This is a genomic window from Acidovorax sp. SRB_14 (genome assembly GCF_012932145.1).
Taxonomy (GTDB): Bacteria; Pseudomonadota; Gammaproteobacteria; order Burkholderiales; family Burkholderiaceae_C; genus Simplicispira.
Genome location: NZ_MWOK01000004.1, coordinates 61,145 through 85,657, shown reverse-complemented (window position 1 = coordinate 85,657; position 24,513 = coordinate 61,145). Strand labels below are relative to the sequence as shown.

At 63.3% G+C, this 24,513-nt stretch carries 19 protein-coding genes and 1 pseudogene; 12 read left to right on the top strand and 8 right to left on the bottom strand.

Features of this window, described 5'->3' with window-relative positions; translation table 11 throughout:
• Nucleotides 1-97 precede the first annotated feature (97 nt).
• A pseudogene (locus B2J86_RS04570) lies at nucleotides 98-1,194 on the bottom strand (AbrB family transcriptional regulator).
• A gap of 6 nt (nucleotides 1,195-1,200) precedes the next feature.
• Entirely contained in the window at nucleotides 1,201-2,532 is a 1,332-nt protein-coding gene (locus tag B2J86_RS04565; RefSeq protein WP_173024822.1) for an MmgE/PrpD family protein, read from the bottom strand.
• Nucleotides 2,533-2,712: 180 nt separating this feature from the next.
• Between B2J86_RS04565 and B2J86_RS04560 the strand changes: the two genes are divergently transcribed.
• From B2J86_RS04560 to B2J86_RS04535, 7 genes are all read left to right on the top strand, one after another.
• Nucleotides 2,713-3,867, top strand: a complete 1,155-nt coding sequence (locus B2J86_RS04560; protein WP_169170292.1) for an acyl-CoA dehydrogenase family protein — start codon at nucleotides 2,713-2,715, stop codon at nucleotides 3,865-3,867.
• Nucleotides 3,868-3,891: 24 nt separating this feature from the next.
• A complete protein-coding gene (locus B2J86_RS04555) occupies nucleotides 3,892-4,866 on the top strand; it encodes a tripartite tricarboxylate transporter substrate binding protein (RefSeq protein ID WP_173024821.1) in 975 nt (324 codons plus the stop codon).
• Nucleotides 4,863-6,941 (top strand): acetate--CoA ligase family protein, encoded by a 2,079-nt coding sequence (locus B2J86_RS04550; RefSeq protein ID WP_173024820.1) that lies wholly within the window; start codon nucleotides 4,863-4,865, stop codon nucleotides 6,939-6,941. Before B2J86_RS04555 ends, B2J86_RS04550 begins: the two co-directional genes overlap by 4 nt.
• A 94-nt stretch (nucleotides 6,942-7,035) precedes the next feature.
• On the top strand, nucleotides 7,036-7,362 hold the full coding sequence (locus tag B2J86_RS18350; RefSeq protein ID WP_371736140.1) for an FAD-binding protein: 327 nt from the start codon (nucleotides 7,036-7,038) through the stop codon (nucleotides 7,360-7,362).
• On the top strand, nucleotides 7,359-7,484 hold the full coding sequence (locus B2J86_RS18345) for a hypothetical protein (RefSeq protein ID WP_371736139.1): 126 nt from the start codon (nucleotides 7,359-7,361) through the stop codon (nucleotides 7,482-7,484). Before B2J86_RS18350 ends, B2J86_RS18345 begins: the two co-directional genes overlap by 4 nt.
• 681 nt (nucleotides 7,485-8,165) lie before the next feature.
• The gene (locus B2J86_RS18340) at nucleotides 8,166-8,963 is read left to right on the top strand and encodes a zinc ribbon domain-containing protein (RefSeq protein ID WP_173024819.1); all 798 of its coding nucleotides are present in this window, start codon (nucleotides 8,166-8,168) and stop codon (nucleotides 8,961-8,963) included.
• Nucleotide 8,964: 1 nt separating this feature from the next.
• Nucleotides 8,965-10,029: a TAXI family TRAP transporter solute-binding subunit gene (locus tag B2J86_RS04535; protein WP_169169254.1), complete on the top strand. Its 1,065-nt coding sequence runs from the start codon at nucleotides 8,965-8,967 to the stop codon at nucleotides 10,027-10,029.
• Between the two features lie 643 nt (nucleotides 10,030-10,672).
• On the opposite strand, the gene B2J86_RS04530 is transcribed toward B2J86_RS04535, so the two are convergent.
• The 3 genes from B2J86_RS04530 to B2J86_RS04520 are packed head-to-tail and all read right to left on the bottom strand — an operon-like array spanning nucleotide 10,673 to nucleotide 13,038.
• Complete coding sequence (locus B2J86_RS04530; RefSeq protein ID WP_169169253.1) at nucleotides 10,673-11,473, bottom strand: amino acid ABC transporter permease; 801 nt, start codon at nucleotides 11,471-11,473, stop codon at nucleotides 10,673-10,675.
• Nucleotides 11,470-12,132: an amino acid ABC transporter permease gene (locus B2J86_RS04525; RefSeq protein ID WP_169169252.1), complete on the bottom strand. Its 663-nt coding sequence runs from the start codon at nucleotides 12,130-12,132 to the stop codon at nucleotides 11,470-11,472. The genes B2J86_RS04530 and B2J86_RS04525 overlap by 4 nt, the downstream gene beginning before the upstream one ends.
• Nucleotides 12,133-12,135: 3 nt before the next feature.
• Nucleotides 12,136-13,038: a glutamate ABC transporter substrate-binding protein gene (locus B2J86_RS04520; protein WP_173024818.1), complete on the bottom strand. Its 903-nt coding sequence runs from the start codon at nucleotides 13,036-13,038 to the stop codon at nucleotides 12,136-12,138.
• 1,727 nt (nucleotides 13,039-14,765) lie between these two features.
• Between B2J86_RS04520 and B2J86_RS04515 the strand changes: the two genes are divergently transcribed.
• The 3 genes from B2J86_RS04515 (at nucleotide 14,766) to B2J86_RS04505 (ending at nucleotide 17,192) form a co-directional block, all read left to right on the top strand.
• Nucleotides 14,766-15,176, top strand: coding sequence for a hypothetical protein (locus B2J86_RS04515; RefSeq protein WP_173024817.1), 411 nt, complete (start codon nucleotides 14,766-14,768; stop codon nucleotides 15,174-15,176).
• 336 nt (nucleotides 15,177-15,512) lie between these two features.
• Nucleotides 15,513-16,544 (top strand): hypothetical protein, encoded by a 1,032-nt coding sequence (locus B2J86_RS04510; RefSeq protein ID WP_254067971.1) that lies wholly within the window; start codon nucleotides 15,513-15,515, stop codon nucleotides 16,542-16,544.
• A 156-nt stretch (nucleotides 16,545-16,700) separates the two neighbouring features.
• Complete coding sequence (locus B2J86_RS04505) at nucleotides 16,701-17,192, top strand: hemerythrin domain-containing protein (RefSeq protein ID WP_173024816.1); 492 nt, start codon at nucleotides 16,701-16,703, stop codon at nucleotides 17,190-17,192.
• A 137-nt stretch (nucleotides 17,193-17,329) separates the two neighbouring features.
• Here B2J86_RS04505 and B2J86_RS04500 read toward each other — a convergent pair whose 3' ends face one another.
• Genes B2J86_RS04500 through B2J86_RS04490 form a run of 3 tightly spaced genes read right to left on the bottom strand, consistent with a single transcriptional unit; the run spans nucleotide 17,330 to nucleotide 19,121 of the window.
• Complete coding sequence (locus tag B2J86_RS04500; RefSeq protein ID WP_169169248.1) at nucleotides 17,330-17,920, bottom strand: histidine phosphatase family protein; 591 nt, start codon at nucleotides 17,918-17,920, stop codon at nucleotides 17,330-17,332.
• Entirely contained in the window at nucleotides 17,917-18,939 is a 1,023-nt protein-coding gene (locus B2J86_RS04495; protein WP_169169247.1) for a class I fructose-bisphosphate aldolase, read from the bottom strand. Before B2J86_RS04495 ends, B2J86_RS04500 begins: the two co-directional genes overlap by 4 nt.
• Nucleotides 18,936-19,121: a hypothetical protein gene (locus tag B2J86_RS04490; RefSeq protein WP_169635958.1), complete on the bottom strand. Its 186-nt coding sequence runs from the start codon at nucleotides 19,119-19,121 to the stop codon at nucleotides 18,936-18,938. The genes B2J86_RS04495 and B2J86_RS04490 overlap by 4 nt, the downstream gene beginning before the upstream one ends.
• 454 nt (nucleotides 19,122-19,575) lie before the next feature.
• On the opposite strand from B2J86_RS04490, the gene B2J86_RS04485 reads away from it, so the two are divergent.
• Nucleotides 19,576-23,496 carry a GH36-type glycosyl hydrolase domain-containing protein gene (locus B2J86_RS04485; protein ID WP_173024815.1) on the top strand — a complete coding sequence of 1,307 codons (3,921 nt, stop codon included), beginning with the start codon at nucleotides 19,576-19,578 and terminating at the stop codon, nucleotides 23,494-23,496.
• Nucleotides 23,481-24,512 (top strand): phosphogluconate dehydrogenase (NAD(+)-dependent, decarboxylating), encoded by a 1,032-nt coding sequence (gnd, locus tag B2J86_RS04480; RefSeq protein ID WP_173024814.1) that lies wholly within the window; start codon nucleotides 23,481-23,483, stop codon nucleotides 24,510-24,512. The genes B2J86_RS04485 and gnd overlap by 16 nt, the downstream gene beginning before the upstream one ends.
• Nucleotide 24,513 lies beyond the last annotated feature (1 nt).

The window sequence follows — 24,513 nt, the reverse complement described above, 5'->3', positions numbered from 1 at the left end:
CAGGCCAGGTATGCGCAAGAAGTTAGGCTTCTTGAGCGCGCGCCAGGCGGTAGATTGCCGGATAGTAGTTTATCGCATAGCCGCGGGAGCGCTTTGGTCATGGCTGCCGCGAACGCATGCCCTCGCGAAGACCAGTCCCCCACAGGCGGTATGCCGGCCGCACCAGAATCAGCACCGCTACCAGCCGCGTCACCTGCAGGGCGGTGACGAGGGGTACGCCCAATTGCAGCGCCTTGGCGGTGATGGACATCTCCGCCATGCCGCCAAGCGCTGTGCCCAGAATGGCGGTAGCCGGATGCAGCCCCGTGACCCATGCCAGCAACACGCCAAACGCAGCGCAGGCCGCTATCAGGCCCACGGTACCCAGCGCCACGCGTGCGAGCCAACGCGGCGCGGTGTGCAGGAATTGCGGGCTGAAGCGCACGCCCAGGCTGACGCCGATGACCAGCTGCGCCGTGTTGGATAGCAGCGTGGGCACGGTCGCAGGAGCCGATTCGCTGGCGGCCAGCCCGATGGCCATCAGCAGTGGGCCGAGAAACCAGGGGTTGGGTAGGCGAAGCAGCTTCAGGGCCAAGCCCCCTGCCACAGTAAACAGCGCCAGCCATGCCCCGCCCACCACCGTGAAGGGCGCGCTGGCCGTTGGAGCGTGATCCACCACCTCCAGGTTCCACCAGAACTTCGCCAGCAGCATGCCGAAGGGCATGACCAGCAATACGATCAGCATGCGCGCAGGCTGTGCGAGGCTGCAACGAGGTCGGTACGCGCGCCTTCCCTCTCGGCGAGCAGCGTCATCTCGGATGCGGCGCCGATGGCACCCGCGAAGTAGGCCGAGGGTCGCAGCGCCTCATCGTGCACGCCGCGCAACCGGCCTGCGCAGGAGCGGTACTGCCAGTGTCCATACACCATGCCGAGCACCAGCGACCAAGCGACCGCCGCCAGCACCGCCCACCACAGGTTGACCAGCTGGGTCACGATGGTGGGCGTGAAATACAGACCCAGCGACGCGCCCATCACCCATTGCCCACCATTGCGCAGCCGCAGGCTGCTGCACGTGGGCAGACCGGCCAGCGTGGCCAGCGCCGTGGCGAGCAGCGGGCCGACCATCCACGGCACAGGCATGTGCAGGCGGCGGCAGATTTCGGCAGCCGTCCAGGCCAGCAGGAGAGTGAGGAGCTTGGATGGGGCGCTGCGCATGGGCCGTCAGAGATCCAGCAGGTGTGTGCGCGTGTCCAGTGCCCAGAGGCCGTCCAGCAAGGTGCGCGCACGCTCATCGCCTACCACCGGCGCGGCCAGCTCCATGAATTTGCCGGAGAGCTCTTCGTCCGTCAGGGGCTGCTCTGGATCGCCTTTGCGCGTGGGTTGCAGGTACTCCGCTTGCCGGCCGTCCGTGGTGGCGAAGTGCAAGCGCGCGGCCCGCTGGCCCGGAAAACCCGTATCCAGCGCGGGATCGACTGTGAGTCGGATGCGCGCCATGAGCGCGCGGATTTCCGCATCTTCCAGGCGCTCGGGTGTGAAGGCCGACAGGCGCACGCTGCCGTAGATCAGGGCCGTAGCCACCACGAATGGGATGGAAAAGCGCGCCTCGGCCGCAGTGCGGGGCGTGAAGTTGCCTGCCACCGCCAGCGCCGGGCCGTAGGTGGCGACCTCCACGGCGTCCAGCTCCTGCCAGCGCAGGCCCATGCGCGTCTGCAGTTCCAGCGCGCCGTCGATGGGCGCGAAGGTGTGGCCGCAGCAGGCGTGGTTCTTAAACGTCATGCGTGTGATGTGGAAGTCGCGCCCTAACGTGGAGGTGGCCTGGCTCCAGTCGGGCGCGTCACCCATGGCCCGGCCCATGCCGGCGTCACCATCGAGCACGTCGAGCGAGCCGGTCACACCGCGCTCGGCCGCCAAAGCGGCCAGCACGCCAGCCTCGGCGGCGTGGCCCGCATGCAGCGGCTTGGACATCGAATCCATCCGAAACGCCTGCTGCAGACCGGCCGCAAAGGTGGCACCCGTGCAGAGCGCGTGCGCGTGGCGCTCGGCGTCCAGTCCCAGCAGCGTGGCTGCGGCTGACGCGGCGCCAAAGGTGCCCACCGTGCCCGTGTTGTGCCAGTAGCGGTAGTGAGCGCGTCCCAGCGCCGCGCCAATGCGCGTGGAGACCTCATATCCCGCCACCACGGCGCGGATCATCTGCAGCCCGGTGGCCCGCCGCGCCTGGGCCATCGCCAACGCGGCGGCGATGGTGGGGGCACCGGGGTGGTAAATGGCCTCGCGGTAGATGTCGTCCACCTCGACGGTGTGTGCGGCCGTGCCGTTGATGAGCGCTGCCGTGCGCACGGTGGCCGCACGGCCCAGGGCCAGTCGTGCGTCGCCACGGTCCAGGTCTTCGGCCAGGGTCTGCTCCAGCAGCGTGGGCGGGGGCTCGATGGCGCCAGGCAAGAGCGCCGCGTACCAGTCAACAATCGCGCGCTTGGCATGGTGGATGACTTCGGGCGCGAGAGTTGCCTGGTTCAGGGACGAGGCGAATTCGGCAAGGCGTTGGGCGGCGGTCATGAGGTTCAGCGATGTTGTTTGCATGGGTACGTATCGTCGCGCGTGCGGGCGTTGCTGTGAACTTCGCAGAAGTGGTGGTGGTATGAGTATTTGTAGGGACTCCTGACAAAAGACGAAGTTCTCAAAACAGGGAGGCGTCGGCACTATTGAGCCAACTTACACACCCCCGCAGGAACGCACATGGATTTCAAACTCAGTGAAGAGCACCAGGCATTTGCCGACTCGGTGGCACGTTTTGCTCAGGCCAAGCTCAAGGACGGCGCACTGGCGCGTGCGCATTCGCCCCACTACCCCTGGGAAACGGCCGCGCTGCTGGCCGAGCAGGGCCTGTTGGGCATTGCCTTCCCCGAGGAAGACCACGGCCAGGGCGGCACGCTGATGCACGCCGTGCTGGCCATCGAGCAGATCGCGCTGGTCTGCCCCAAGAGTGCAGACATCGTGCAGGCGGGCAACTTCGGACCCATTCGCACCTTCGTCGAGTACGCCACGCCCGAGCAAAAGCAGCGCTTTTTGCCCGACCTGCTGGCGGGCCGCAAGCTGATCTCGCTGGGCATGAGCGAGCCCGATGCCGGCTCTGCTGTCACCGAACTCAAGACCAGTGCCCGCCTGGACGGCGACCACTATGTCATCAACGGCAGCAAGGTGTTTTCAACCCATAGCCCGGAAGCGGAACTGTTCTTGATCTATGTGCGCTTTGGGCCTGGCGTGGGCGGCATTGGCTCGGTGCTGGTTGAGCGCGGCACCCCCGGCTTTCAGGTCGGCACACCCTCGAACTTCATGAACGGCGAGCAGTGGTCGCAGCTCTATTTCGATGAGTGCCGCATTCCAGCCGCCAACGTGCTGCTGGGGCCGGGCGGCTTCAAGAAGCAGATTTCCGGCTTCAACGTGGAGCGCCTGGGCAACTCCTCGCGCGCACTGGCGCTGGGTCGCTACGCCTTCAACGCGGCCCGTGAGCACGCCATGACACGCAAGCAGTTCGGGCGCGAACTGTGCGAGTTTCAGGGGCTGCAGTGGAAGTTTGCCGACATGGCCATGAAGCTGGAACAAGCGCAATTGATGTTGTACCGCGCGGCCATGGAGGGTGAACATGGCCTGCCCAGCGCGCAAAGCACGGCCATGGCCAAGCTGGCTTGCAACATGGCCGGCTGGGAGGTGTCCAACGATGCGCTCCAGGTGATGGGCGGCATGGGTTTCAGCCAGGAGTCGCTGGTGGAGTACTGCGTGAGGCGCACGCGCGGCTGGATGATCGCCGGCGGCTCCATCGAGATCCTGAAGAACCGCATCGCCGAAGGCGTGTTTGGCCGCACGTTCTCGCAGCGTTCAAGCAAAGACTGAAAACTACAAATCACGGAGACAGATATGAATCGTCGCAATTTCTCGGTGGCCGCCTGCGCGGCGCTGACTCTGGCCATGGCCGGTGGTGCCATGGCCGATGCCGCCTACCCCGCCAAGCCCGTGCGTATCATCGTGGGCTATTCTGCAGGTGGCCCTACCGATCTGGTTGCGCGCATGATCGCGGTTCATCTTCAGACGCGGCTGGGCCAGCCTTTTATAGTGGACAACCGCCCCGGCGCCGGATCCAACATCGCTTCCGAAACTGTGGCCGCTGCCCCGGCCGACGGCTACACATTGCTGGTAGCCGCCGCTCCGCTCACGATGAACAGTTACGTCTACAAGAAGCTGAAATTCGACGCCGTCAAAAGCTTCACGCCCATATCCAAGCTGTCCTCCTCGCCCGGCGTGCTCGCAGTGCGGCCCGACCTGGGTGTGGGCAATGTCAAGGAGCTTATCGCCCTGGCGAAAAAAGAGCCGAGCAAGCTCACCTACGGCACCACCGGCCTGGGCGGGTCGCAACACATGGCAACCGAATTGCTCCAACGCCTGGCGGGCGTGCAGCTCACGCACATCCCCTACAAAGGGGCCAGCAATGTCATGACGGATTTGATTGCTGGGCATGTGGATTTGGCCTTTGTGTCCGCCAGTGGCGCCATGTCGTTTCTGCAGGCGGGCAAGGTGAAACCCCTGGCGGTGGCTGGACCGCAGCGTCTGTCGGGCCTGTCCGACGTGCCCACCTTCGCGCAGGTGGGTTTTCCGGCAATGGTTTCGGACTCGTGGAACGGCCTGCTCGCCCCGGCGGGCACGCCCCCTGTCATCGTCAATATGCTCCACGCAGCAGCCGTCGAGGCGCTACAAACCCCTGAAATCAAAGCCAAGCTGGAGTCCTTGGGCGCTATCGTGATCGGCAGCAGCCCCGAGGAGTTTCGCGGCGACATCCAGCGCGAGGTCGCGCACTGGGGCGAGCAGTTCAAGAACATCAAAATCGACACGCAATGAAACCACACAACGACAACACGACTGCGCTGGCACAGGCGCTTTTCCATCCGGTCAGCATCGCCCTCTACGGCGCCTCGGACGACGTGAGCAAAATGGGCGGGCGGCCCGTGCAGTTCCTGAAGCGCTCGGGTTTTGCCGGTCGCATCTATCCGATCAACCCCAAGCGGGCCGAGGTTCAGAGCCTGCAGGCCTGGCCCAGCCTGCAAAGCCTGCCTGAGGTGCCAGACCAAGTCTTCGTGCTCACGCCCACCGAAACCGTGATCCCAGCGGTGCGCGAATGCGCGGCCTTGGGCGTGAAAGTTGTCACCATTCTGGCCAGTGGATTTTCCGAGTCCGGTACCGAGGGCATGCAGCGCGAAGAAGAACTACGCCAGATAGCCCGCGAGACGGGCATCCGCGTCCTCGGTCCGAGCAGCCTGGGCGTGGTCAACCCGCGCACGGGCCTGGTGCTTACGGCAAACGCAGCCTTTGCCGAGCCGGACATCCCGCCCGGGAAAGTTTTCGTCGCCTCGCACAGCGGCAGCATGATCGGCGCGCTGGTCTCGCGCGGAAAGGCGCGCGGCGTAGGTTTCGCTGGGCTGGTGTCGGTGGGCAGCGAGGTGGATCTGAACGTAGGCGAGATCTGCGCTGCCACTCTGGATGACCCTGCAATAGAGGGCTATTTGCTGTTCCTGGAAAGCATGCGCCACGGCCCCGAACTGCGAGCCTTCGCGCGCGCGGCGCACCGGGCGGGTAAGCCGGTGATCGCCTACAAGCTCGGGCGCAGCGCCGCAGCCGCCGAGATGGCCACCACCCACACCGGTGCCATTGCGGGCGAAGACGACATCGCCGACGCCTTTTTCAAGGATTTGGGCATCGCCCGTGTGGGCGTGCTGGACGCGCTGCTCGAAACCTTCCCGCTCGCCAAGCGTATTCCGCTGGAGAGTGCACCCAAGCGCGTGGGTGTGGTCACCACCACCGGCGGCGGTGCGGCGATGGCTGTGGACCAGCTCGGTATCCGGGGCGTGGTCGTGGAACCGCCTTCCGCAGAAACGCTCAAGCGCTTGGAGCAGGCTGGCCTGCCCTGCACGCCCGGCCGCGTGCTCGACATGACGCTCGCGGGTACGAAGTACGAAACCATGAAGGGCACGCTGGACATCTTGCTCGCTGCACCCGAGTTCGACTTGGTGCTAGCCGTAGTAGGGTCGTCTGCGCGCTTCCAGCCGCAACTGGCCGTCAAGCCTATCGTCGAATGCGCAGGGCAGCCCAAGCCGCTCGCGGCCATGCTGGTGCCCGATGCACCCGAGGCGCTGGCTGCGCTCACCGCGGCGGGCGTACCGTGCTTTCGGTCGCCCGAGGCCTGCGGCGACGCCATCGCCGCCGTCTTGGCACGCCGGCAGCCCGGCCAGGAGCCCGTCACGTTGGCACGCCAGGCCGCCGGGACCACTCTGAGCGAGGCCCAGGCCTACGGCATCCTCGACGAGATCGGCCTGCCGCACGCGCCCACCGCTGTCCGGCGATTCGATGCCGACGCGACCCAGCCCCTGCCGTTTGCCTACCCGGTCGTCGCCAAGGTCTGCTCCGCTGACATACCGCACAAGACCGAAGTGGGCGGCGTGGTGCTCAACATCCGTAACGAGCAAGAGTTCGCAACCGCCATCGCCACCTTGCGGCAGAACCTGGCCGACAAAGCGCCCCAGGCGGCTTGTGAGGAGGTGCTGGTGCAGCCCATGCAGAAGGGCCTGGGCGAAGTCTTGGTGGGCTACCGGGTGGACCCTGAGGCCGGCCCTATTGTGATGCTGGCCGCTGGCGGCATCTGGGCGGAGGTCGCCAAGGACCGCAGCATCCGGCTCGCGCCGGTCACGGTCGAGACCGCGCGCGAGATGATTACCGAGGTCAATGCGCTCAAGCCGCTGACGGGCCTGCGTGGCAAGACGAAGGGGGACCTGGATGCCTTGGCGCGTGCGGTCAGCGCGCTCTCGCAACTGGCGCTCAAGCCCGAGTTGCGCATCGTCGAGGCCGAGGTGAATCCGCTGCTGATTTTACCCGAAGGCCAGGGCGTGACGGCTGTCGATGCACTGATCTTCCAGGCATGACCCTGTGCCTGCCTGACCCGAGAGACGTAGTGGCGGCCCGACGCCGCCTTGCGGCAACTGGCTGCCCAGGGGAGCCGCCACGAAACGCGGCACGATGGTGCGCGCCTGTGCTGGCGGCGGCGTCACTACGGCAGACACAGGCAAAAGCCTCTTCGTCGGCAGCGAAATTGCCAAGAGCGACTACCCCGAGCTCACCGCCGCCAAGGTGATCGTCTCGGGCGGGCAGGCGCTCGGGAGCAAGGAAAAGTTCGAAGAAGTCATCACGCCGCTGGCCGACAAGCTGGGAGCCGCGATGGGCGCGGCGGTGGACGCGGGCTACGCGCCCAACGACTGGCAGGTCGGGCGACGGGCAAGATCGTCGCGCCCGAGCTGTACGTGGCCGTGGGCATCTCGGGGGCGATCCAGCACCTGGCGGGCATGAAGGACTCGAAGGTGATCGTGGCGATCAACAAGGACCCCGAGGCGCCGATCTTCTCGGTGGCCGACTACGGGCTCGAAGCGGACCTGTTTGCGGCCGTGCCTGATTTCGTGAAGATGCTGTAGCACTTTGTCGTGCCAAAAATGGCACTCTCGCGGCCGAAAAGTCGCGAGTCAACCCCGGTGCCGGCAATGAGGTCGAGAGGCGGCTCCCGGCGTTGTTACTGTGAACTGCATTGCTGCATTCACTAATCTCCGCAGCCCACTCCGAGTGAAAGTTCGAGTTGATCGAACCAGCGCATGCCTGTGGCCCCTATATGGCACATACCGTGAATTCGCTGGCTGCCTCGACCGGCAGCAACCGCTGCGAAGCCGACATCGCCAAGGTGAGGGCGGTTTCCAGGCTGGCTGCCTACATTCAGACTTGGCGCGGCTATGGCCGCTGCCACCACTACCGGTCACTGAACATCTTGAGGTTTGAACGTCCGCTGCACTGCCAGGACCGGCCACCCTGTAGAGCTCTTTCTTAGAGCGATCAAGGGCCGAGGCACCACGCCGGTCAAAGCCAGCTTTCATAGACTGCAAACTGGCGGCGCCGACCCATAGCTGACTTTCGCTTCTTGGGCGGACCAGGTAGGCGGTTCAGGGCGGTTCAGCTTGGTGAACAGATTAAAACAATAGCTACAGTTTCGGCAGTTTGACTTGAGATAAAGTCTGCCTCAGATTCGCTCGCGCTCTGAATACTGGCCCTGATTTACTAAAGTACTGACGCAACTTCGTTGACTAGATTAAGGTCACTTACCTGAGATGTCGCAGATGCCCAGTCTCCAGTGTCTCTTCTGCCAGCATCTCAATCCGTCGGATGCAGTATTTTGCAATAATTGTGGCGGACAGTTAAACCTGCAACCCTGTGACCGGTGTGGCGCGGTTGACCTCCGAACTGCTACCAACTGCTACAAATGTGGCGCCGAATTCTCTCTGCCTATAGCACCGGGAGTTGACTTCCCGTTCACGCCAGCGATCGCTGACAACGAATTCACCTACCCAACATCAACAGATCCTGGAGTTGCGGATTCTGAGGCTGAGCACCTCAATGCTGGTCTGACTTACTCGCACCCTGAACGGCAACCGGTCGACGAAGCCCTTCCGCCGGAAACGTCTGCTACCGCGACCAGTTGGCGACGCGGCACACCTTTTGCGATCCCGGCAATATTGCTCCTGTTGATAACAACCGCTGTGTCAGTGTATTTATACCTTGGTCATACTGCACAACCCGCGCAGACGCAGGGCCAAAAGCAGGAAGTCATTGACGTATCCGGCGCGCGTAAGCCCAGCGACTCTGTACCATCAAATGGGGCAGCAGGAATGGATGCTGCTTTGAAACCAATAGACACGGTTCAAACACCCCCAGCCAGTGCGAATAACCCTGAAAAAACGCCCTCGCTTACGCCACCTAGTGCTGACGCCGCGCTGGCTGCTCGCCCATTGCCGGCGACTGATGCCGAAACAAAGACCCTACAAGATCCATCGGTAGTTGAAAAATGTCCACCAGCCGTCGCAACGCTAGGGCTCTGCAATATGAATACTCAACAGGAGAAGCCCTAAAATGAAAAAATTCATACTGAGCACGCTGCTGATGGCGGGGATGCTCTTCCATATCTCGGCGCTCGCGGCGGTGGAATACAAAATAGTCACGGCTTCCGAGCGGGGAACCTATATCAAGATCGGGCACGATCTCGCCCAGTTTGTTGCGCCTTCTGCGGACATCAAACTCCACGTCTTGCCTTCAGCCGGATCGGCGGAAAATGTTCGGCGCTTGCGTTACGAGTCGGGCGTCAAACTGGCCTTGGTGCAATCGGATGTCTATCAGGCCTTTCTCGACATTGCCGCTGGCGGAAATGTGGAAGCCCGCGACATGATCCGGCCATTGCGGGTGGTCATGCCGCTCTATAACGAGGAAATCTATTTTATCGTTCGGGCTGACTCGGAGCTGAACTATATCCACGAGATCAAGAATGCAAAGATCAGTGCAGGCGAGTCAGGGAGCGGAACAGCGCTTACCTCGGCAACGCTCTACCGCTTGATGTTTGGCGAACCCATGCCGCAGGCAGGCACAAGTTACTTGTCCAACGAGGAGGCGCTGAGCAAGTTGGTGACTGATAAGACTATTGACGTGGTCGCGGTCGTCGCCGGTCAGCCCGCCAAACTGCTCGTTGACATGAAACCTGAATCGCGCAAACTCATCAAATTGCTCAAGTTTGACCCCCATCATTCGACCAGTGCAGCGGTTCTCAAGACCTATTTTGCAGCCAGTGTTCTGGCCAGCAATTATCCCAACCTACTTACAACAGATATCCCGGCAGTGGCGGTCAAGGCGTTTCTTGTTACCTATGATTTTCAGCTCAAGGATACCGAGAACCACCTGCGCAATATGACGCGTTCGCTGTGTCAGAACTTCTCGACGCTTCAAGAAAAAGGACACCCGAAGTGGCGAGAGGTTGAGATAGCGCTTCCGGATCTCGGTCGCGGTTGGTTCTACTATCCACCGACGACGCGTGAGATCCGCTCCTGTATCGCCGGAAAGGCGAAGCTGGGAACGCCTGTGAAATCAAAACCTGCGAAGGACTGCTCGCAGCAGGAACAGATCCTTGGTCTGTGCAGTCCTGTCTAGCCGCAGTAGCGTGGACAAACCGCTTCAGCCGAAAAAAATCGCGCCCGGACTTTCCGCGTCACTGCGCTTTTATTCGTTAGCCATCCGCAGCCACGGATACAGCCTTGTCCAACGAGGTATGAGCCTGAACGACTCCTGTATTTCCACCCAGAAATGAGCCTGAAGGGTCGAATTTGAGATTGAAATGCGGCCGGCTTGACCATCGCAAGGATGTTGATCAACAAGGACGAGACAAAGCTGCGTACCATTGCGCAACTGTAGGAGTTTCTAGGCGCAACTCCCGAGGTAAGTTTCTCAAGCGCTGCAGGCAATGGAGACACCAAGCGCTACGAGCACATCAGCCGCGTACTGAGGCGCTGTGACTTCCCCTAGCACAGCAAGCAAGAGCGTGGCGTGGTGCTGGTCGCACCAGCGACCACAGCCGCCGCCAGTACACCAAGCCGCCCTCCATGAGCGCCTGCTCCTGGCCGAGAACGCAAGTTCGCCGCTGCCCCAGGAAGCCGCCAACCGGCGAGCGAACCATTAGTTACCCAATGTCAGTTTCGGGGACAACGCTGAAATCACACTACCGGCCATAACCGGACCTAGACCTTTTCCCTTCGCAGAGCGCCGCGCCATCGAGACGTGAGCAGCTTGGTGATAATCAATGCATCGGCCCGCCGAGCCGTTTGCTCGCCCTTGATATCGCGTAGTTCACCAGGCAGTAAAGCAGCGCTACAACGAGGTACACCGGCACCAGCGCGTGGTAGTTGGCGATGAGCACCTTGGCGTTCTGCATGAGCTCACCGTAGGTGACGACGTAGCCGAAGGTGGTGTCCTTGACCACGATGACCAGTTGCGCGACCAGCGCCGGGACAATGTAGCGAAGGGCCTGGGGGAAGACGACGAGGAAGAATACCTGGGCTTCGGACATCCCGAGGCTTCGCGCAGCATCGGTCTGGCCGCGGGGAACAGCGAGCACGCCCGCGCGGTAAACCTCGGCCACCACCGCGGCCGTGCTCAGGCCGACGGGCAAGGTCAGCATCCAGTAGGTGCTCAGCTTGATCCCGGCCTGCGGAAGAACCAGAAAACACACATAGATGAGCAGCAACGTCGGCGTGCCACGCAGAAACTCGATGACCGCGATGCTCGGCCAACGCACGAACGGCAGCCGCGCCAGGCGCCCCACCAACAGCACCAGCCCGAGGGTCAACGCGATGACGGCGGCCATCGCCGCCGATGCAAGCGTGCCTAGGAAGCCTGCAGCCAGGAAGGCCCAGGTCGTCGGCCAGGCGAAGAATTCCCAGAATCGGGCGTCGAGCTGCCCTGCGGTATGGAACCGGAACACGACACCTGCAGCCAGCAGGAGCAGCAAGGCCGCTGCGACCACACTAACCGCCCGCATGACGGTTTGGGCCTGGGGGCCCGGATTACGAAACAGAATCTCTTCCAAAGGGCGGCTCATCGCAGTATCCGCACCTTCTTTTCCAAGGTGGCACCAGCCCACGCGATGAGCAACCCAGTCACCACGTACATCGCAGCTGCCACCGCGAAGGCGGGAATGCCGGCGGCGGAGTCGTTGGCGATCTTGGACACGAGCGCGGTGAGCTCCCGGCCCGGAGACGGCACCTGCGACGCCAGCGAGGTCGATAACATCAGCGCAATGAGCAGGGAGGTCATCGGCTGCACCACCGCACGCAGTGCCTGCGGCAATACCACCGCAGTGATGACGCGCATCGGCCGCATGCCCAGGCTGAGTGCGGCCTCAATCTGGCCACCGGGAATGGTGTTGATGCCTGAGCGCAGGTAGTCCGCCGTGAACGCGGAGCAGACCAGCGCCAAGGTCAGGATCACGCTGGGCTCATAGTCGATCAGGACGTTGAGATCGGGCAGCGCAAACACGATGAAGATCAGCAGCGCTACGCTGGGAATGTTGCGGAAGATCTCGACGTAGCCGGTCAGGACGAAGCGCAGCGGTGGCAGCGGGAGGAGCCGAAGCACCGACACGACCATGCCCAGCAAGAAGCCGGGCACGAACGACACCACTGTGAGCTTCCATGTCAGCAAAAGGGCCTGCCCGAAGGCAGGCCGATAGTCGGCCAAGAGCCTTGAAACCTCGCCCATCCGTTATGGGAGAGCGGGCGGTGTCGGAACGGCTGTGCTGCCGGTGCGCTGTCCGATGGATATGGTCCAAAGTTTGGCCCAGGTGCCGTCGGCTTCCACCTTCTTCAGGAAGGCATTGACGAAGGCCACGCCGTCCGAGCCCTTGGGCAGTCCGACGCCGTAGGGGTCCTGCGCACCAAAGGGCGCGCCCGCCAGCTTCGCGTCGCCGGTTCCGAGGCTCAGGGCGTTGAGCAGCAGCGTGTGGTCGGTTACGTAGGCATCCACGCGTCCCTGGCGCAGTGCGTCAAGGGCTTCCTGGTGCGTCTGGAACTCTTGTACGACCGCCTTGGGCGCGTACTGCGCCAGTATCGCGGGTCCCGTGGAGCCAGCCTGCGTGGCGACCTTCTTGCCGGCCAGATCGTTGTACGACTGGATCGTCTTGTTGTTCGCCTTGACCAGTACCGCGGCCTGCGAGGTGTAATAGGGACCGGCGAACGAGATCTTCTCGGTGCGGGCGGGGGTGATGGAGTAGGTGGCGAACACCATGTCCACCTGGTCGTTGATGAGCACCTGCTCGCGCGTGGACGAGGTCACCTGCGTGAACTGGACCTTGGCCCCATCGCCCAGGATGTAGCGCGTGATGAGTTGGGCCAGACCTGCGTCGAAGCCGCGGATCTTGCCGTCTTTCTCGTTGAGCAGCGAGAAAAGATTCGAGGTTTGCGTGCCGCCGAGGCGCAGCGTGCCGGCCTGCTTGATCTTGCTGGCCCAGGTGCTCGATGCGATGGTCGCAGCGTCGGCGACGGGGCCCTGCGCGACCAGCGCGTCAAACGCCGCTGTATTGATGGGCGTGCCCTGGGCGAAAAGCGGCCCACCGGTCACAATCGCCAGTGACACCATGGTGGATTTCAGAATGGTTTTGATCGACATGCATTACTTTTGGAGGGGGTGACACAAACCAATATATAGCAGTTATGGAGTGCGCAGACTGCTCGTCCGGTTCGTCCACCGTTGTGCACGCGATGCACCATCCTCTCATTCATGGCCGCCCTGCCGCCACGGCTCGACGTGTTGGAGCTGTTCCGCGTATTCCCCTCCATCGCGCCAGTTAGCAGCGGCCTTGCCAAAGCTTGCCCGCAGCTCACCATAGGCCAGGAGCGGGTATTGGCGAGCTGCGGCCTCGGGGCGCACCATGAACGATGGCACTTCTCGCTTGTACAGCCGGTTTGCGCAAATGTGGCCATTCGACCGCTGAAGCTGAATGGCTGCATGCAGCTTCAGAGCTGCTGGTCGGGCTCACGAACCGGAGGACCGCAACCGCTGGAGGCTGTGTGAAAACCCTCTCACAGCTTGACGCATGAGCCGGTAGAGTTCTCTGGCTCAAGCAGGTATCCAACACGCAGATCGGCCGGGGGCTTTTTGACTCCCAAGTGGCGCAGTGGCGCGGCACGCTGGACGCCTCATCCAGCCCAGCCATACGCGAGGCATGGACCCATCTTGAGGAGTGGGGCACGGGGTGACACAAGAACGCATGCTGGCTTGCCTGGATCGCCTGTAGGCGTGTCTCGTGGTTCAATCGTCACTGGCTGACGGTATTTATTGGTTAATCCCGCTGGCTGAAGCCGAGGCAATCTATATCGGAAATTCGCCGGCCATGCCATTCGGGCCTGACTCGCACCAACCAGCCTTCGTGAAAGCCGGGACGATTCACTCCGACAACGGGTTCATCTAGTGTGAGTGCGTGCGGTCGAGAAAGATGCGGCGCTCGAATGAGTCAGTAAAAATCATCTTGGTGGTGTCGCCGATGTCGAGTTTGTCATCGCTTCGCGGTGATGCTGAGGGTTGCGATTAAGTGTTTACGACTTTAGCTAGATGCTGTTTCAGTTGACCACCCCAAAAACCCGCATGAATAATCCTAGGCCGACGTTTACGACTTTATTTACCCAGAATAGCAAGGGCTGTTTGCGTGATTAAAGTCGTAAGCCTGCAGATAAAGTTGTAAATCCGCTTCAGGCACTGGCGTGGGGTTACAGCGAGACGCGTTGTAAGTTCCAAGTCATCACCCTGATGACGTGGCGAAATTGGCGTGCACGCCAGGTTGGTTTGAGCGCACTATCTTGATGGGTGGCCTGGACTGTGCGCTGCCGGCTGAAAGCGGTCGCCTGGCTGTCCGGTTCTGCACCCGTAAATTCGGATTCGCCTGCTGCGGATGGGGTTGGGCGAAGTTCCGTTGACCGGGAGGGGTACATCAGGGTCGGGGTTCGTGTGCGCGAACGCGACCGTGCGCTGGAGGCATGGAAAGGCTCGTCCGGATGAACCACCAGCGCCTGCGGCGACGGGTGAGGATGGGGAGATTTATCCCAAGGCCTGTGCGAGCGAGACACCTGCCAGCCGAAGCCAACCGACCTCCTTCGACCCATGCGGCCAGCAAGCCCGAGATGGTGCCTTTTGAGACTGCTCTTGCGCGGGCAGCGTATTCGCCGAAAGGATCGCAATCAGTGATCGACTGCCGGTATCACCTCTCAACACGATCCCACCTGAGTGAAGCACGCAGCACCGCGCACGACGCAGGCCTGCCCGGGCGACCCTCGCCGCCGAGGGAAGTGGGGCGCGTTACGGCCAAGGGGCACAGCTTCTAGGGATGAATGGAGAACGCCATGAATACTACGCACCGCAAGGCACGGGAAGCCTCCACCAGGCTCTGCCGTGCGATCAGGGTCCGGTGCTCGCCGGCGATGAAGGTCGCAACCGCAGCGCTGATCGTCACCGGCGTGGCAGGCGGTTCTGCGCCGAGCCGCGCGCAAGCAACCATCGACGTCGAATTGCGTCTGGATGAGCTCGAGAAGGCCTTCTGGGTCTGCGACTACGCGGCGACGATCGACCTTGTCGACATTGGCAACGCGATCGCCTGCGGCAGCCTCACCGAGGCGCTGCGGCAGCGCAAATTCGGTGGCGATTTCAATGCCATGCTGGCTTGGTGGCAGCAGCACAAGGAGGCCGAGCACCTGGAACTTTCCAAGGGGGGCGGCACACCGTTTCCGCGCTTGGTGCCGAGCCTACCACCCTGACCGGACACTTCGCGACTTCTGGCCTCCCGCCGTCCACGAGAGGGCTCGGTGGCGTGGTCGATGCGCCCCGCGTGGATGCCGGAACAGTGGAGCCGACGGGCCAGTGACCCCGCTGGCGGTTTTTTCCACGACGGCAGGGTTTCCGCCGGGATCCGTTGCCTTGGAGAAAGAGAAGGGGAGCTGCCGGGCCGCTGCAAGTCTGCACCGCAGTAGGCTTGGATTTGCGCCTTATTTACCGAGAGTAATAGCGCCGTCCTACAACGCGGCAGGCACGAAACCGACATGGGTCCACGGCCGACAGCCGCACCATGCAATCTCCTCTGTGGGAGTCATAGCATGAATGAAAACATAGTGCCTGGTCCAAGGAGCGCTGGCCCAGGGTCCACGGTTCCATATCTGCCAAATCCGGTGCCCCCGGCCAGTGCGGTTTCCTGGGCGGCCATCCTTGCAGGTGCCGCTGGCGCTGCAGCGCTGTCGCTGATTCTGCTTATCCTGGGGGTGGGTCTGGGCTTGTCGGCCGTATCGCCCTGGTCGGGACAAGGCGCGGCGGCCGACACTTTTGGCGTCGCCACGATTGTGTGGATTTCATTCACTCAGCTTGCAGCGGCAGGCTTGGGCGGCTATCTGGCCGGGCGCCTGCGCACACGCTGGGCAGGACTCGATACGGACGAGGTCTACTTTCGGGACACGGCCCACGGGTTTCTTGCCTGGGCAGTTGCCACGTTGGTGACGGCAGGCCTGTTGACATCGGCCATCGGAGGCATCGTCCATGGCAGTGTGCAAGCCGGCGCGCAAATGGCGTCTGGCGCCGCAAGCGCCGCATCCAGCGCAGCCATGCCGGCTGTGGCCGCAGGCGCCATGAAGGACGGTGCATTGCCAAACCAGGGCTATTTTGTTGACGCACTCTTTCGGAAGAATTCCGAGGCTTCCTCGTCCGCGCCGGATGTGGTGGCGACTGTTCCCACCGTTGAGGGTTCCAATAACACCCCATCTGCAACTGCAAGCGCACTGGTGTCCGCATCCGTGTCCGCGCCTGGGTCTCCATCTGCATCGGCAGAAGCTGGACGCATCTTCGCCAATGCGATGGGCAAGGGGACCTTGCCGAGCGGCGATGCAAAGTACCTGGGTCAGCTGGTCGCCCAGCGCACCGGGATGCCCCAGGCAGACGCAGAAAATCGGGTCACCCAAGTGTTTGGACAATTGCAGGCGAGTGCCAAGGAGGCAGAAACGGCCGCGCGCAATGCCGCCGACAAAGCAAGAAAAGCCTCTGCCTACAGTGCCTTGTGGTTGTTCGTGTCCCTGTTGATTGGCGCCTTCTTTGCCAGCCTGGCGGCAACTTTTGGCGGACGCCAGCGCGACCTGTTTTAACACCAGCCAAGGAGAAATCGTATGCGTTCGCTGCTGTTGTTCTTTCTGGGAGTTCCCATTCCCATCATCATTCTGCTGGCCCTTTTCTTGCATTGACCGGCCTATTGCTTCACTGCCTATTGCTTCACTGAAGAAAACCACTGGAGGAATCACACCATGGCGACCCCACCCAAGGCGAAAACCACAACGGCCCCTTCGAAACACCCAGAGGCGACTGCCATGCTGCGAGCCGATCACCAGCGTGTCAGCGGGCTGTTCGAACAATATGAAAAAACCCGTTCAGCGGCCAAGAAGAAGGATCTGGTCACCACGATCTGTACCGAGTTGAGCGTTCACGCGCAGATCGAGGAAGAGATTTTTTATCCTGCGGTCAAAAAGGCCCTGCGCGATAAAGAGCTCGTCCCCGAAGCCACGGTGGAGCATGCGACGTTGAAAAGCCTGATCGCCCAAGTGGAAGGGGTCGAGCCCGATGGTGAAATGTTCGATGCCAAAATCAAAGTGCTGTCTGAATATGTCAAGCACCATGTGAAGGAGGAGCAGACACAAATGTTCCCTCAAGCAAAGAAGACTGCCCTGGACATGCGCGCATTGGGAGCTCAGATGGCGTTGCGCAAGGATGAGTTGTTGGCTTCCCGGCATACGCTCTGAACCACACCGGCCGTATCACGGGCAGCGCACAGAGACCGCCAACCGACAGCGGAAAGGGCCTGCTTACACGGCCTGGCCAACAGGGCCGATGCGTACTCAGACCATGAAGGTTTGGCAAGTGCGTGCATGTTGTTGTCTCAAACGGCAGGGGTTTCGTTCCAAAGAGCGACAACCCGTGTTGCCGGGTGGTTGGAAGCGTGGCCCAGCACGCTCACAGACGCGGGAAACAGCGCGAAATGTTGGCCTGTATCCAATGGCAGCCCTATCCAACGGACCGCCAGCGCAGCGCCAAATTGGGCATGGGAGAACAGCGCGACCCTGCCCTGCAGGGTGCACAGCCGCGCAATGAGCCGGTTGGCACGGATAGAGACGTGGGCAGGCATTTCGCCGTGCGGACATCCGTCGCGCCACACGTTCCAGTCAGGGCGTGCCTTGCGAATGTCTTCGGAGCGCAGGCCCTCGTAATCGCCGTAGTCCCATTCGGCCAAGTCCGGTTCTATTTCGCTCGCTGCCGCGCAGCCTGCCAGAGCGCAGGTCTGGCGCGCACGCAGGCGGGGACTCACCAGGATGTGCGTGAACACAGTTTCACCCAGGCGCTGCGCCAGTGCCCGCGCCTGGGACTCGCCATGCTCGGTCAGAGGCACTTCGGTGTGGCCGGTGTGTTGGCCGCTGAGCGACCAAGCCGTTTCGCCATGTCGGACGAGGTAGATTTCTAGCAAGGCAGTCACTGGTTTTCCATGCCAGGGTCGTACGCACCCCGCAGGGCAGCGCCATTGCAGCGGGCACGGTGCAGCAGCGCTTGCTGGGCCGCCGCGCGGTTCGCGGGCGCGCTGGCCCAGAGGTGCAGTGCCGGCTGCTGCAGCGCGCGAGCGAACGAGAAGGTCAGCGGCCAAGGGGGCAGTGCCGATCCGCTCCGTCGAAGATGCATGGCGTTGAGCCGTGCCGAAGCCAGCTCGCTCGATTGCCCGCCCGACAGAAAGGCGATGCCGGCCACTGCAGCCGGCACGGCACGGCGCAGACACGCCACCGTGGCCTCGGCCACTTCGTCCACCGAGGAGGGCGTGGAGCACTCCAAACCCGGCAACACCATGTTGGGCTTCAGTACCAGCGCCTCCAGCACCACGCCCTGGGTGTGCAGTTGGTCGAAGACTTGGTGCAATACCGTGTCGGTGACCGCCTGGCAGCGCGCCAAAGTGTGGCTGCCCTCCATGAGCACCTCTGGCTCAACAATGGGCACCAGTTCCGCTTCTTGGCACAGGGCCGCATAGCGCGCCAAGTCATGCGCGTTGGCTTCGATGCAAGCTGCAGTGGGCAAGCCTGCGCCGATGGTGAATACCGCGCGCCATTTGGCGAAACGCGCGCCCGCAGCGGCGTAATCCTTCAGGCGTTCGCGCAGGCCATCAAGCCCCTCCGTCGCGCGCTCAGCAGGGAGGCCTGCCAGGTCCACGGTGCCTTGATCGACCTTGATCCCTGGAAGGATGCCTGCCGCCATAAGCACCTGCACCAAAGGCGTTCCGTTCTGCGTCTTTTGGACCAAGGTCTCTTCATGAAGGATCGCGCCGCTGATGTAGTCGCCTAGACCAGGCGTTGTGACAAGCAGCTCGCGGTAGGCGCGGCGCGTTTCGCTGCTGGGCGCCAAGCCGACACTGGCAAAGCGCTTCGTGCAGGTGCCAATGCTCTCGTCCATGGCGAGCAAGCCCTTGCCGGCGGCCACGAGGGCCTGCGCTGTGGCGTGCAGGCTGGTCATGGCAAGGGCGCGCCCGGCAGAGCGGGCTCGATGCGGCCCGGGGTCGTCTGGCGAAGCACCAGCACCATCAGCGGGCCTGCCATGTCTGCGTCCACGTCGGGTACACGCCGCTTGAAGGCGGCGCGGTATTTGTCGACATCCGCCCGGTGCGCACCCAATTCACACCGTTCCATTTGTGCCATGGCATACCTCCTTCAAGGCGCGGGAGCGTTCGGCCTTCCAACCGCAATCTTTGGCAGAGCTTGGCCGTGTTGCTCGATCGGTTTGTAGTGTGCCTTCTGCGCACGGTGGCATGTCGGCCGACGCACCAGCCACGAATGGTCATCAAAACCGAAATTGAGGGGCTTGTCCAGTGTGAGCGGCATGTTGCAGTCCTTGTCGCTCGGACCCGGGGTCCAGGGTGGAACTCCTTCGCATAGAAATGCGCGCAACAGGCTGTATTTTTATATCGTCAGAAGGTACTTTTGCAAAAGCAGTATCGGGTGTAGTCTGTGTTACCGCACCCACATGGCGATCAGCCTTGGTCCGTGCGCGGCGCAGTGGTGCGTGAAATAGCGTGCAGACCCGACAACGCACCACTCTGGGCTCAGGTAGCCACGCCCTTTTGCCAGCCGGTCTGCTCCTGGAACCGCACACATGGTTGCCTTTCATACCGCGCGGTCGTTTCACACGGCCCCCTTGCCGGAGGTGCAGTTGCTGTCGAATGGTCGCTACCACGCAGTAGTTTCGCGGGCGGGCGGCGGATACAGCCACTGGAAGGGTGTGGCGCTGACGCGCTGGCGCGAAGACGCGACCTGTGACCCTTGGGGAAGTTTTTGTTATCTCCGCGACCGCACGAGCGGCCACATCTGGTCGGCGACCCTCCAGCCCACACTGCAGCAGGCCGACGTCTCTGAAGCCACCTTCTCGGTGGGACAAGCAACATTTCGCCGCCGCGACCATGGCATCGAGGTGGAAACCGAGATCGCCGTGGCTGGCGACGACGATGTGGAGGTGCGCCGAATCCGCATCACCAACCATTCGCGCCAGCAGCGGTTGCTGGACGTCACCAGCTATGCAGAGGTCGTGTTGGCGACTGCCGCGGCCGATGTGGCGCATCCAGCGTTTGAAAAGCTCTTCGTCGAAACCGAGATCCTGCCCGCATCGCGGGCCATTGTGTGCACCCGCCGTGCGCGCGCGCCGGGCGAAGCGACGCCATGCCTGTTCCACCTGCTGGCCCTGTCCAGGCCCAGCGCAGCAGCCGTGTCTTACGAGACCGACCGGGCCCGCTTTATCGGGCGTGGCCGCAGCACCGCCGATCCACAGGCGTTGGACAACCATGCGCCGCTGTCGGGCAGCGCTGGTGCCGTGCTCGATCCTGTGGTGGCGATCCGTTGCCCCATTTTTCTGGGCCCTGGCGCAAGCACCACCATCGCCTGGGTCAGCGGCGTTGCAGACACCCGCGACGCTTGCGCAAGTCTGGTTCAAAGGTACCAGGATCAGCGCATGGCCGACCATGCCCTGGCTTCTGCGCCAACACATGCGCAGGCGCTTCTGGACGGGCTGCATGTGAGCGCTGCCGACGCGCGACGTTATGCCGCCCTGGCCGCTGCGGTGCTGTATGCCAACGCCGTTCTGAGGGCCCGGCCCGCCGTGCTCTCCAGTAACCGACAAGGCCAGTCCAGCCTGTGGCGCTATGGCATTTCAGGCGATTGGCCCATCGTGCTGCTGCAGATCTGTGACCCGGGCCATCTGGAACTCGTGCGCCAGCTCGTGCAGGCACATGCGTACTGGCGCATGTCGGGCTTGCGTGTGGATTTGGTGGTGCTGGCGGAAAATCCGCAGCTGGAGAGCTCTGACCTGGCGCAGCAGGTGGTGGCGCTGGTCGCCGCCGAGGATGCAGCGGCCGCCATCGACAGGCCGGGCGGCATTTTTGTGCGTGCCAGCGCCGCCCTCCCGGAGGCAGATGCCGTTTTGCTGAAAACGGTGGCGCGCATCGTGCTCGATGGCCGTGGCGGGGCACTGGCGCAGCAACTTGCACAGCGCCTCCCGAGATCACCTGTCCCGCAGAGCACACACCATTTTCCCACCCTGAAACCTCCCCTATCCCAGCCGCAGGATGCGGCGTCAGAACAGGCGCTGATTTTTCCCAATGGCCTGGGGGGTTTCACAGCGGACGGGAACGAGTACGTCGTCACGCTCACGCCAGAGCGTATGGCGCCCATGCCCTGGATCAACATTCTGGCCAACCCCTTTTTTGGCAGTTTTGTCTCCGAGAGCGGCAGTGCACACACTTGGAGCGAAAACGCCCAGACATTTCGCCTGACACCCTGGTCCAACGACCCGGTCATCGATCCCAATACCGAGGCGTTCTATTTGCGCGACGAAGACAGCGGCCATTACTGGTCCCCCACCGTGCTGCCCAGCCCCATCCCGGGCGCGTCGTACGTGGCGCGCCACGGCTTTGGCTACAGCGTTTTCGAGCACAGCCAAGGTGACATCCACTCTGAGCTGACGGTGTTTGTCGCCCAAGACGCGCCGGTCAAGTTCGCACGGTTGCAGCTGTGCAATCGCTCGGAGCATGAGCGGCGTCTCTCGGTCACCGGCTATGTCGAATGGGTTCTGGGCGAGGAGCGCACCAAGACCGCCATGCACATTGGTACCGAGCGGGATGCGGACAGCGGCGCACTGTTGGCCTGCAACCCATACCACACGGATTTCACGGGCCGCACCGCGTTCTTTGATGTCGATGGCGCCGCTGATGCAGCTGCCAGCGCGTGTGGTGATCGCCGTGCGTTTCTGGGAATGCACGGCAACCTGCGGCGCCCGGCGGCAATGCAGCAGCTTCGGCTCTGCGGCAGCGTTGGGGTGGCGCTGGACCCGTGCGCCGCCCTGCGCGTCCCGTTCGTGCTGGCACCAGGGCAAACGCACGAAATCATTTTTCGCCTGGGGGCGGGCGCAACGCCCGAAGAAGCGCGCAGCCTGGTGCAACGCTGGCGCGGCCCGGCTTCAGCGCACGCAGCGCTGGATTCGGTACGGCAGTACTGGCGACACACGCTCGGTGCGGTGCAAATTCAAACACCAGACCGCGCGCTGGACCTTCTGGCCAATGGCTGGCTGCTGTACCAGACCCTGGCGTGCAGGCTCTGGGCACGCACCGCGTTCTACCAGGCCAGCGGCGCCTTCGGCTTTCGTGACCAGCTGCAGGATGCGATGGCCCTGGTGCATGCGACACCCGCTCGCGTGCGTGCGCACCTGCTGCTTTGCGCGTCGCGCCAGTTTCCGGAAGGCGATGTGCAGCACTGGTGGCATCCGCCCTCGGGCCGCGGTGTGCGCACGCGCTGTTCGGACGACTACTTGTGGCTGCCGCTGGCGGTGTGCCGGTATGTCGCAGTCACGGGCGACATGGGCGTGCTCACGGAACAGGTGGCCTTTCTGGAGGGCAGGGCACTGCAAGAGCACGAAGGTTCTTACTACGATCTGCCCACGCGCTCCGAGACCACCGCCAGCCTGTACCGACACTGCATGTGCGCGCTCGAGCACGGCCTGCGTTTCGGCGCGCACGGCCTGCCCTTGATGGGCACCGGCGATTGGAACGATGGCATGAACCTTGTTGGCGCCGAGGGCAAAGGCGAGAGCGTCTGGCTGGGGTTCTTTCTGTGCCAGGTGCTGGCGCAGTTCGCGGCCCTGGCGCGGCGGCACGGCGATGCGGCATTCGCGCAGCGCTGCCAGGCCGAGGCGGCGCAGCTGCGTGGAGCGATCGAGCACAGTGCGTGGGACGGCGTTTGGTACCAGCGCGGCTGGTTCGACGATGGTTCGCCCCTGGGCACTGCAGGCAACGCGGAGTGCCGCATCGACTCGATCGCGCAAAGCTGGGCGGTGCTGTCTGGCGCAGCAGACGCCCAGCGCGCGCGCCAGGCGATGGACGCCGTCGATGCGCAGCTCGTGCACCGCGGCGCGGCGCTGGTCCAATTGCTCGATCCGCCGTTCAACCATTCGGCCCCCAGCCCCGGCTACATCCAGGGCTATGTGCCCGGCGTGCGCGAGAACGGCGGCCAGTACACCCACGCCGCGGTCTGGGCAGGCATGGCCTTTGCGGCACTGGGCGATGCAAAGCGCGCGTGGGAGCTGTGCACGATGCTCAACCCCCTCCACCATGCGGACTCGCCCCAAGCGCTTGCGGTCTACCAGACCGAACCCTACGTGATCGCCTCGGACGTGTATGCGCTGCCACCGCACACCGGGCGCGGCGGCTGGACCTGGTACACGGGCTCGGCCGGATGGATGTGGCGCTTCATTCTGGAGTCGCTGTTGGGCTTGCGCGTGGAATCGGACACGCTGCGCATCGTGCCGTGCCTGCCAGCGCACTGGGGCGCGTTCCAGGTGAACTATCGCTACCGCGCAACGCTCTACCTGATCGAGGTGCGGCAGACGCCCAAGCTACAGACCGGGCCGGCAGTCATTTTGGACGGCGCCGAGCTCCCTGGCCCGGCGGTCCCTTTGGTGGACGATGGCCGTGAACACGCAGTGGTTGTGCAAGTCCACACGACAGGAGACTCGCAATGCAAATCGGCATGATTGGATTGGGGCGCATGGGGGCCAGCATGGCCACCCGGCTGCTGCGCGGCGGCCACGATTGCGTCGTCCACGACCAGAATCCGCAGGCCGTCCAGAGCCTGGAGGCGCTGGGTGCGACCGGCGCCGCCTCTCTGCAGCAACTGGTTTCCACGCTGTCGCAGCCGCGCGCCCTCTGGCTGATGGTGCCAGCGGCTGTCGTCGATGCCCTGCTGGCGCAGTTGACGCCGCTGCTGGACGCTGGCGACAGCGTTATTGATGGAGGCAATTCGCACTACCACGACGATCTGCGCCGAGCCGCCGCCTTGCAGCCCCTCGGCATCCATTACGTGGACGTGGGGACGAGCGGCGGCATGGCCGGCCTGGAGCGCGGTTACTGCCTGATGGTCGGTGGCGACGAGGCCGTGCAGCAGCTTGCCCCGGTGTTCGAGACGCTGGCACCGGGCGCGGGAGCTTCGGCACCGACACCGGGGCGCGCCTCGGCTGCCAGCACGGCAGACCGGGGCTGGCTGCATTGCGGGCCGCACGGTGCGGGGCACTTTGTCAAGATGGTGCACAACGGGATCGAGTACGGCCTCATGGCCGCCTATGCCGAGGGCTTGAACATCCTGCACCACGCCGATGTTGGCAAGCACGCCCAGTCTTCGGACGCCGAAACGGCGCCGCTGCGGCACCCGGAGCGCTACCAGTATGAGATGGACCTGCCCGAGATCGCCGAAGTCTGGCGGCGTGGCAGCGTGATCGGCTCCTGGCTGCTCGACCTGACAGCGGTGGCACTGGCCGCCGATTCCACGCTTGCCGGTTTTGAGGGCCGCGTGTCCGATTCCGGCGAGGGCCGCTGGACGGTCCAGGCCGCCATCGACGAAGCCGTGCCGGTGCCGGTGCTGAGCGCGGCGCTCTATGCACGCTTTGCGTCGCGCGGCGCATCCGACTTTGCCAACCGTTTGCAGTCGGCCATGCGGCATGAATTCGGCGGCCATGTCGAAAAACCGGTCGCCGATCCACCACCCAAGGATTGAC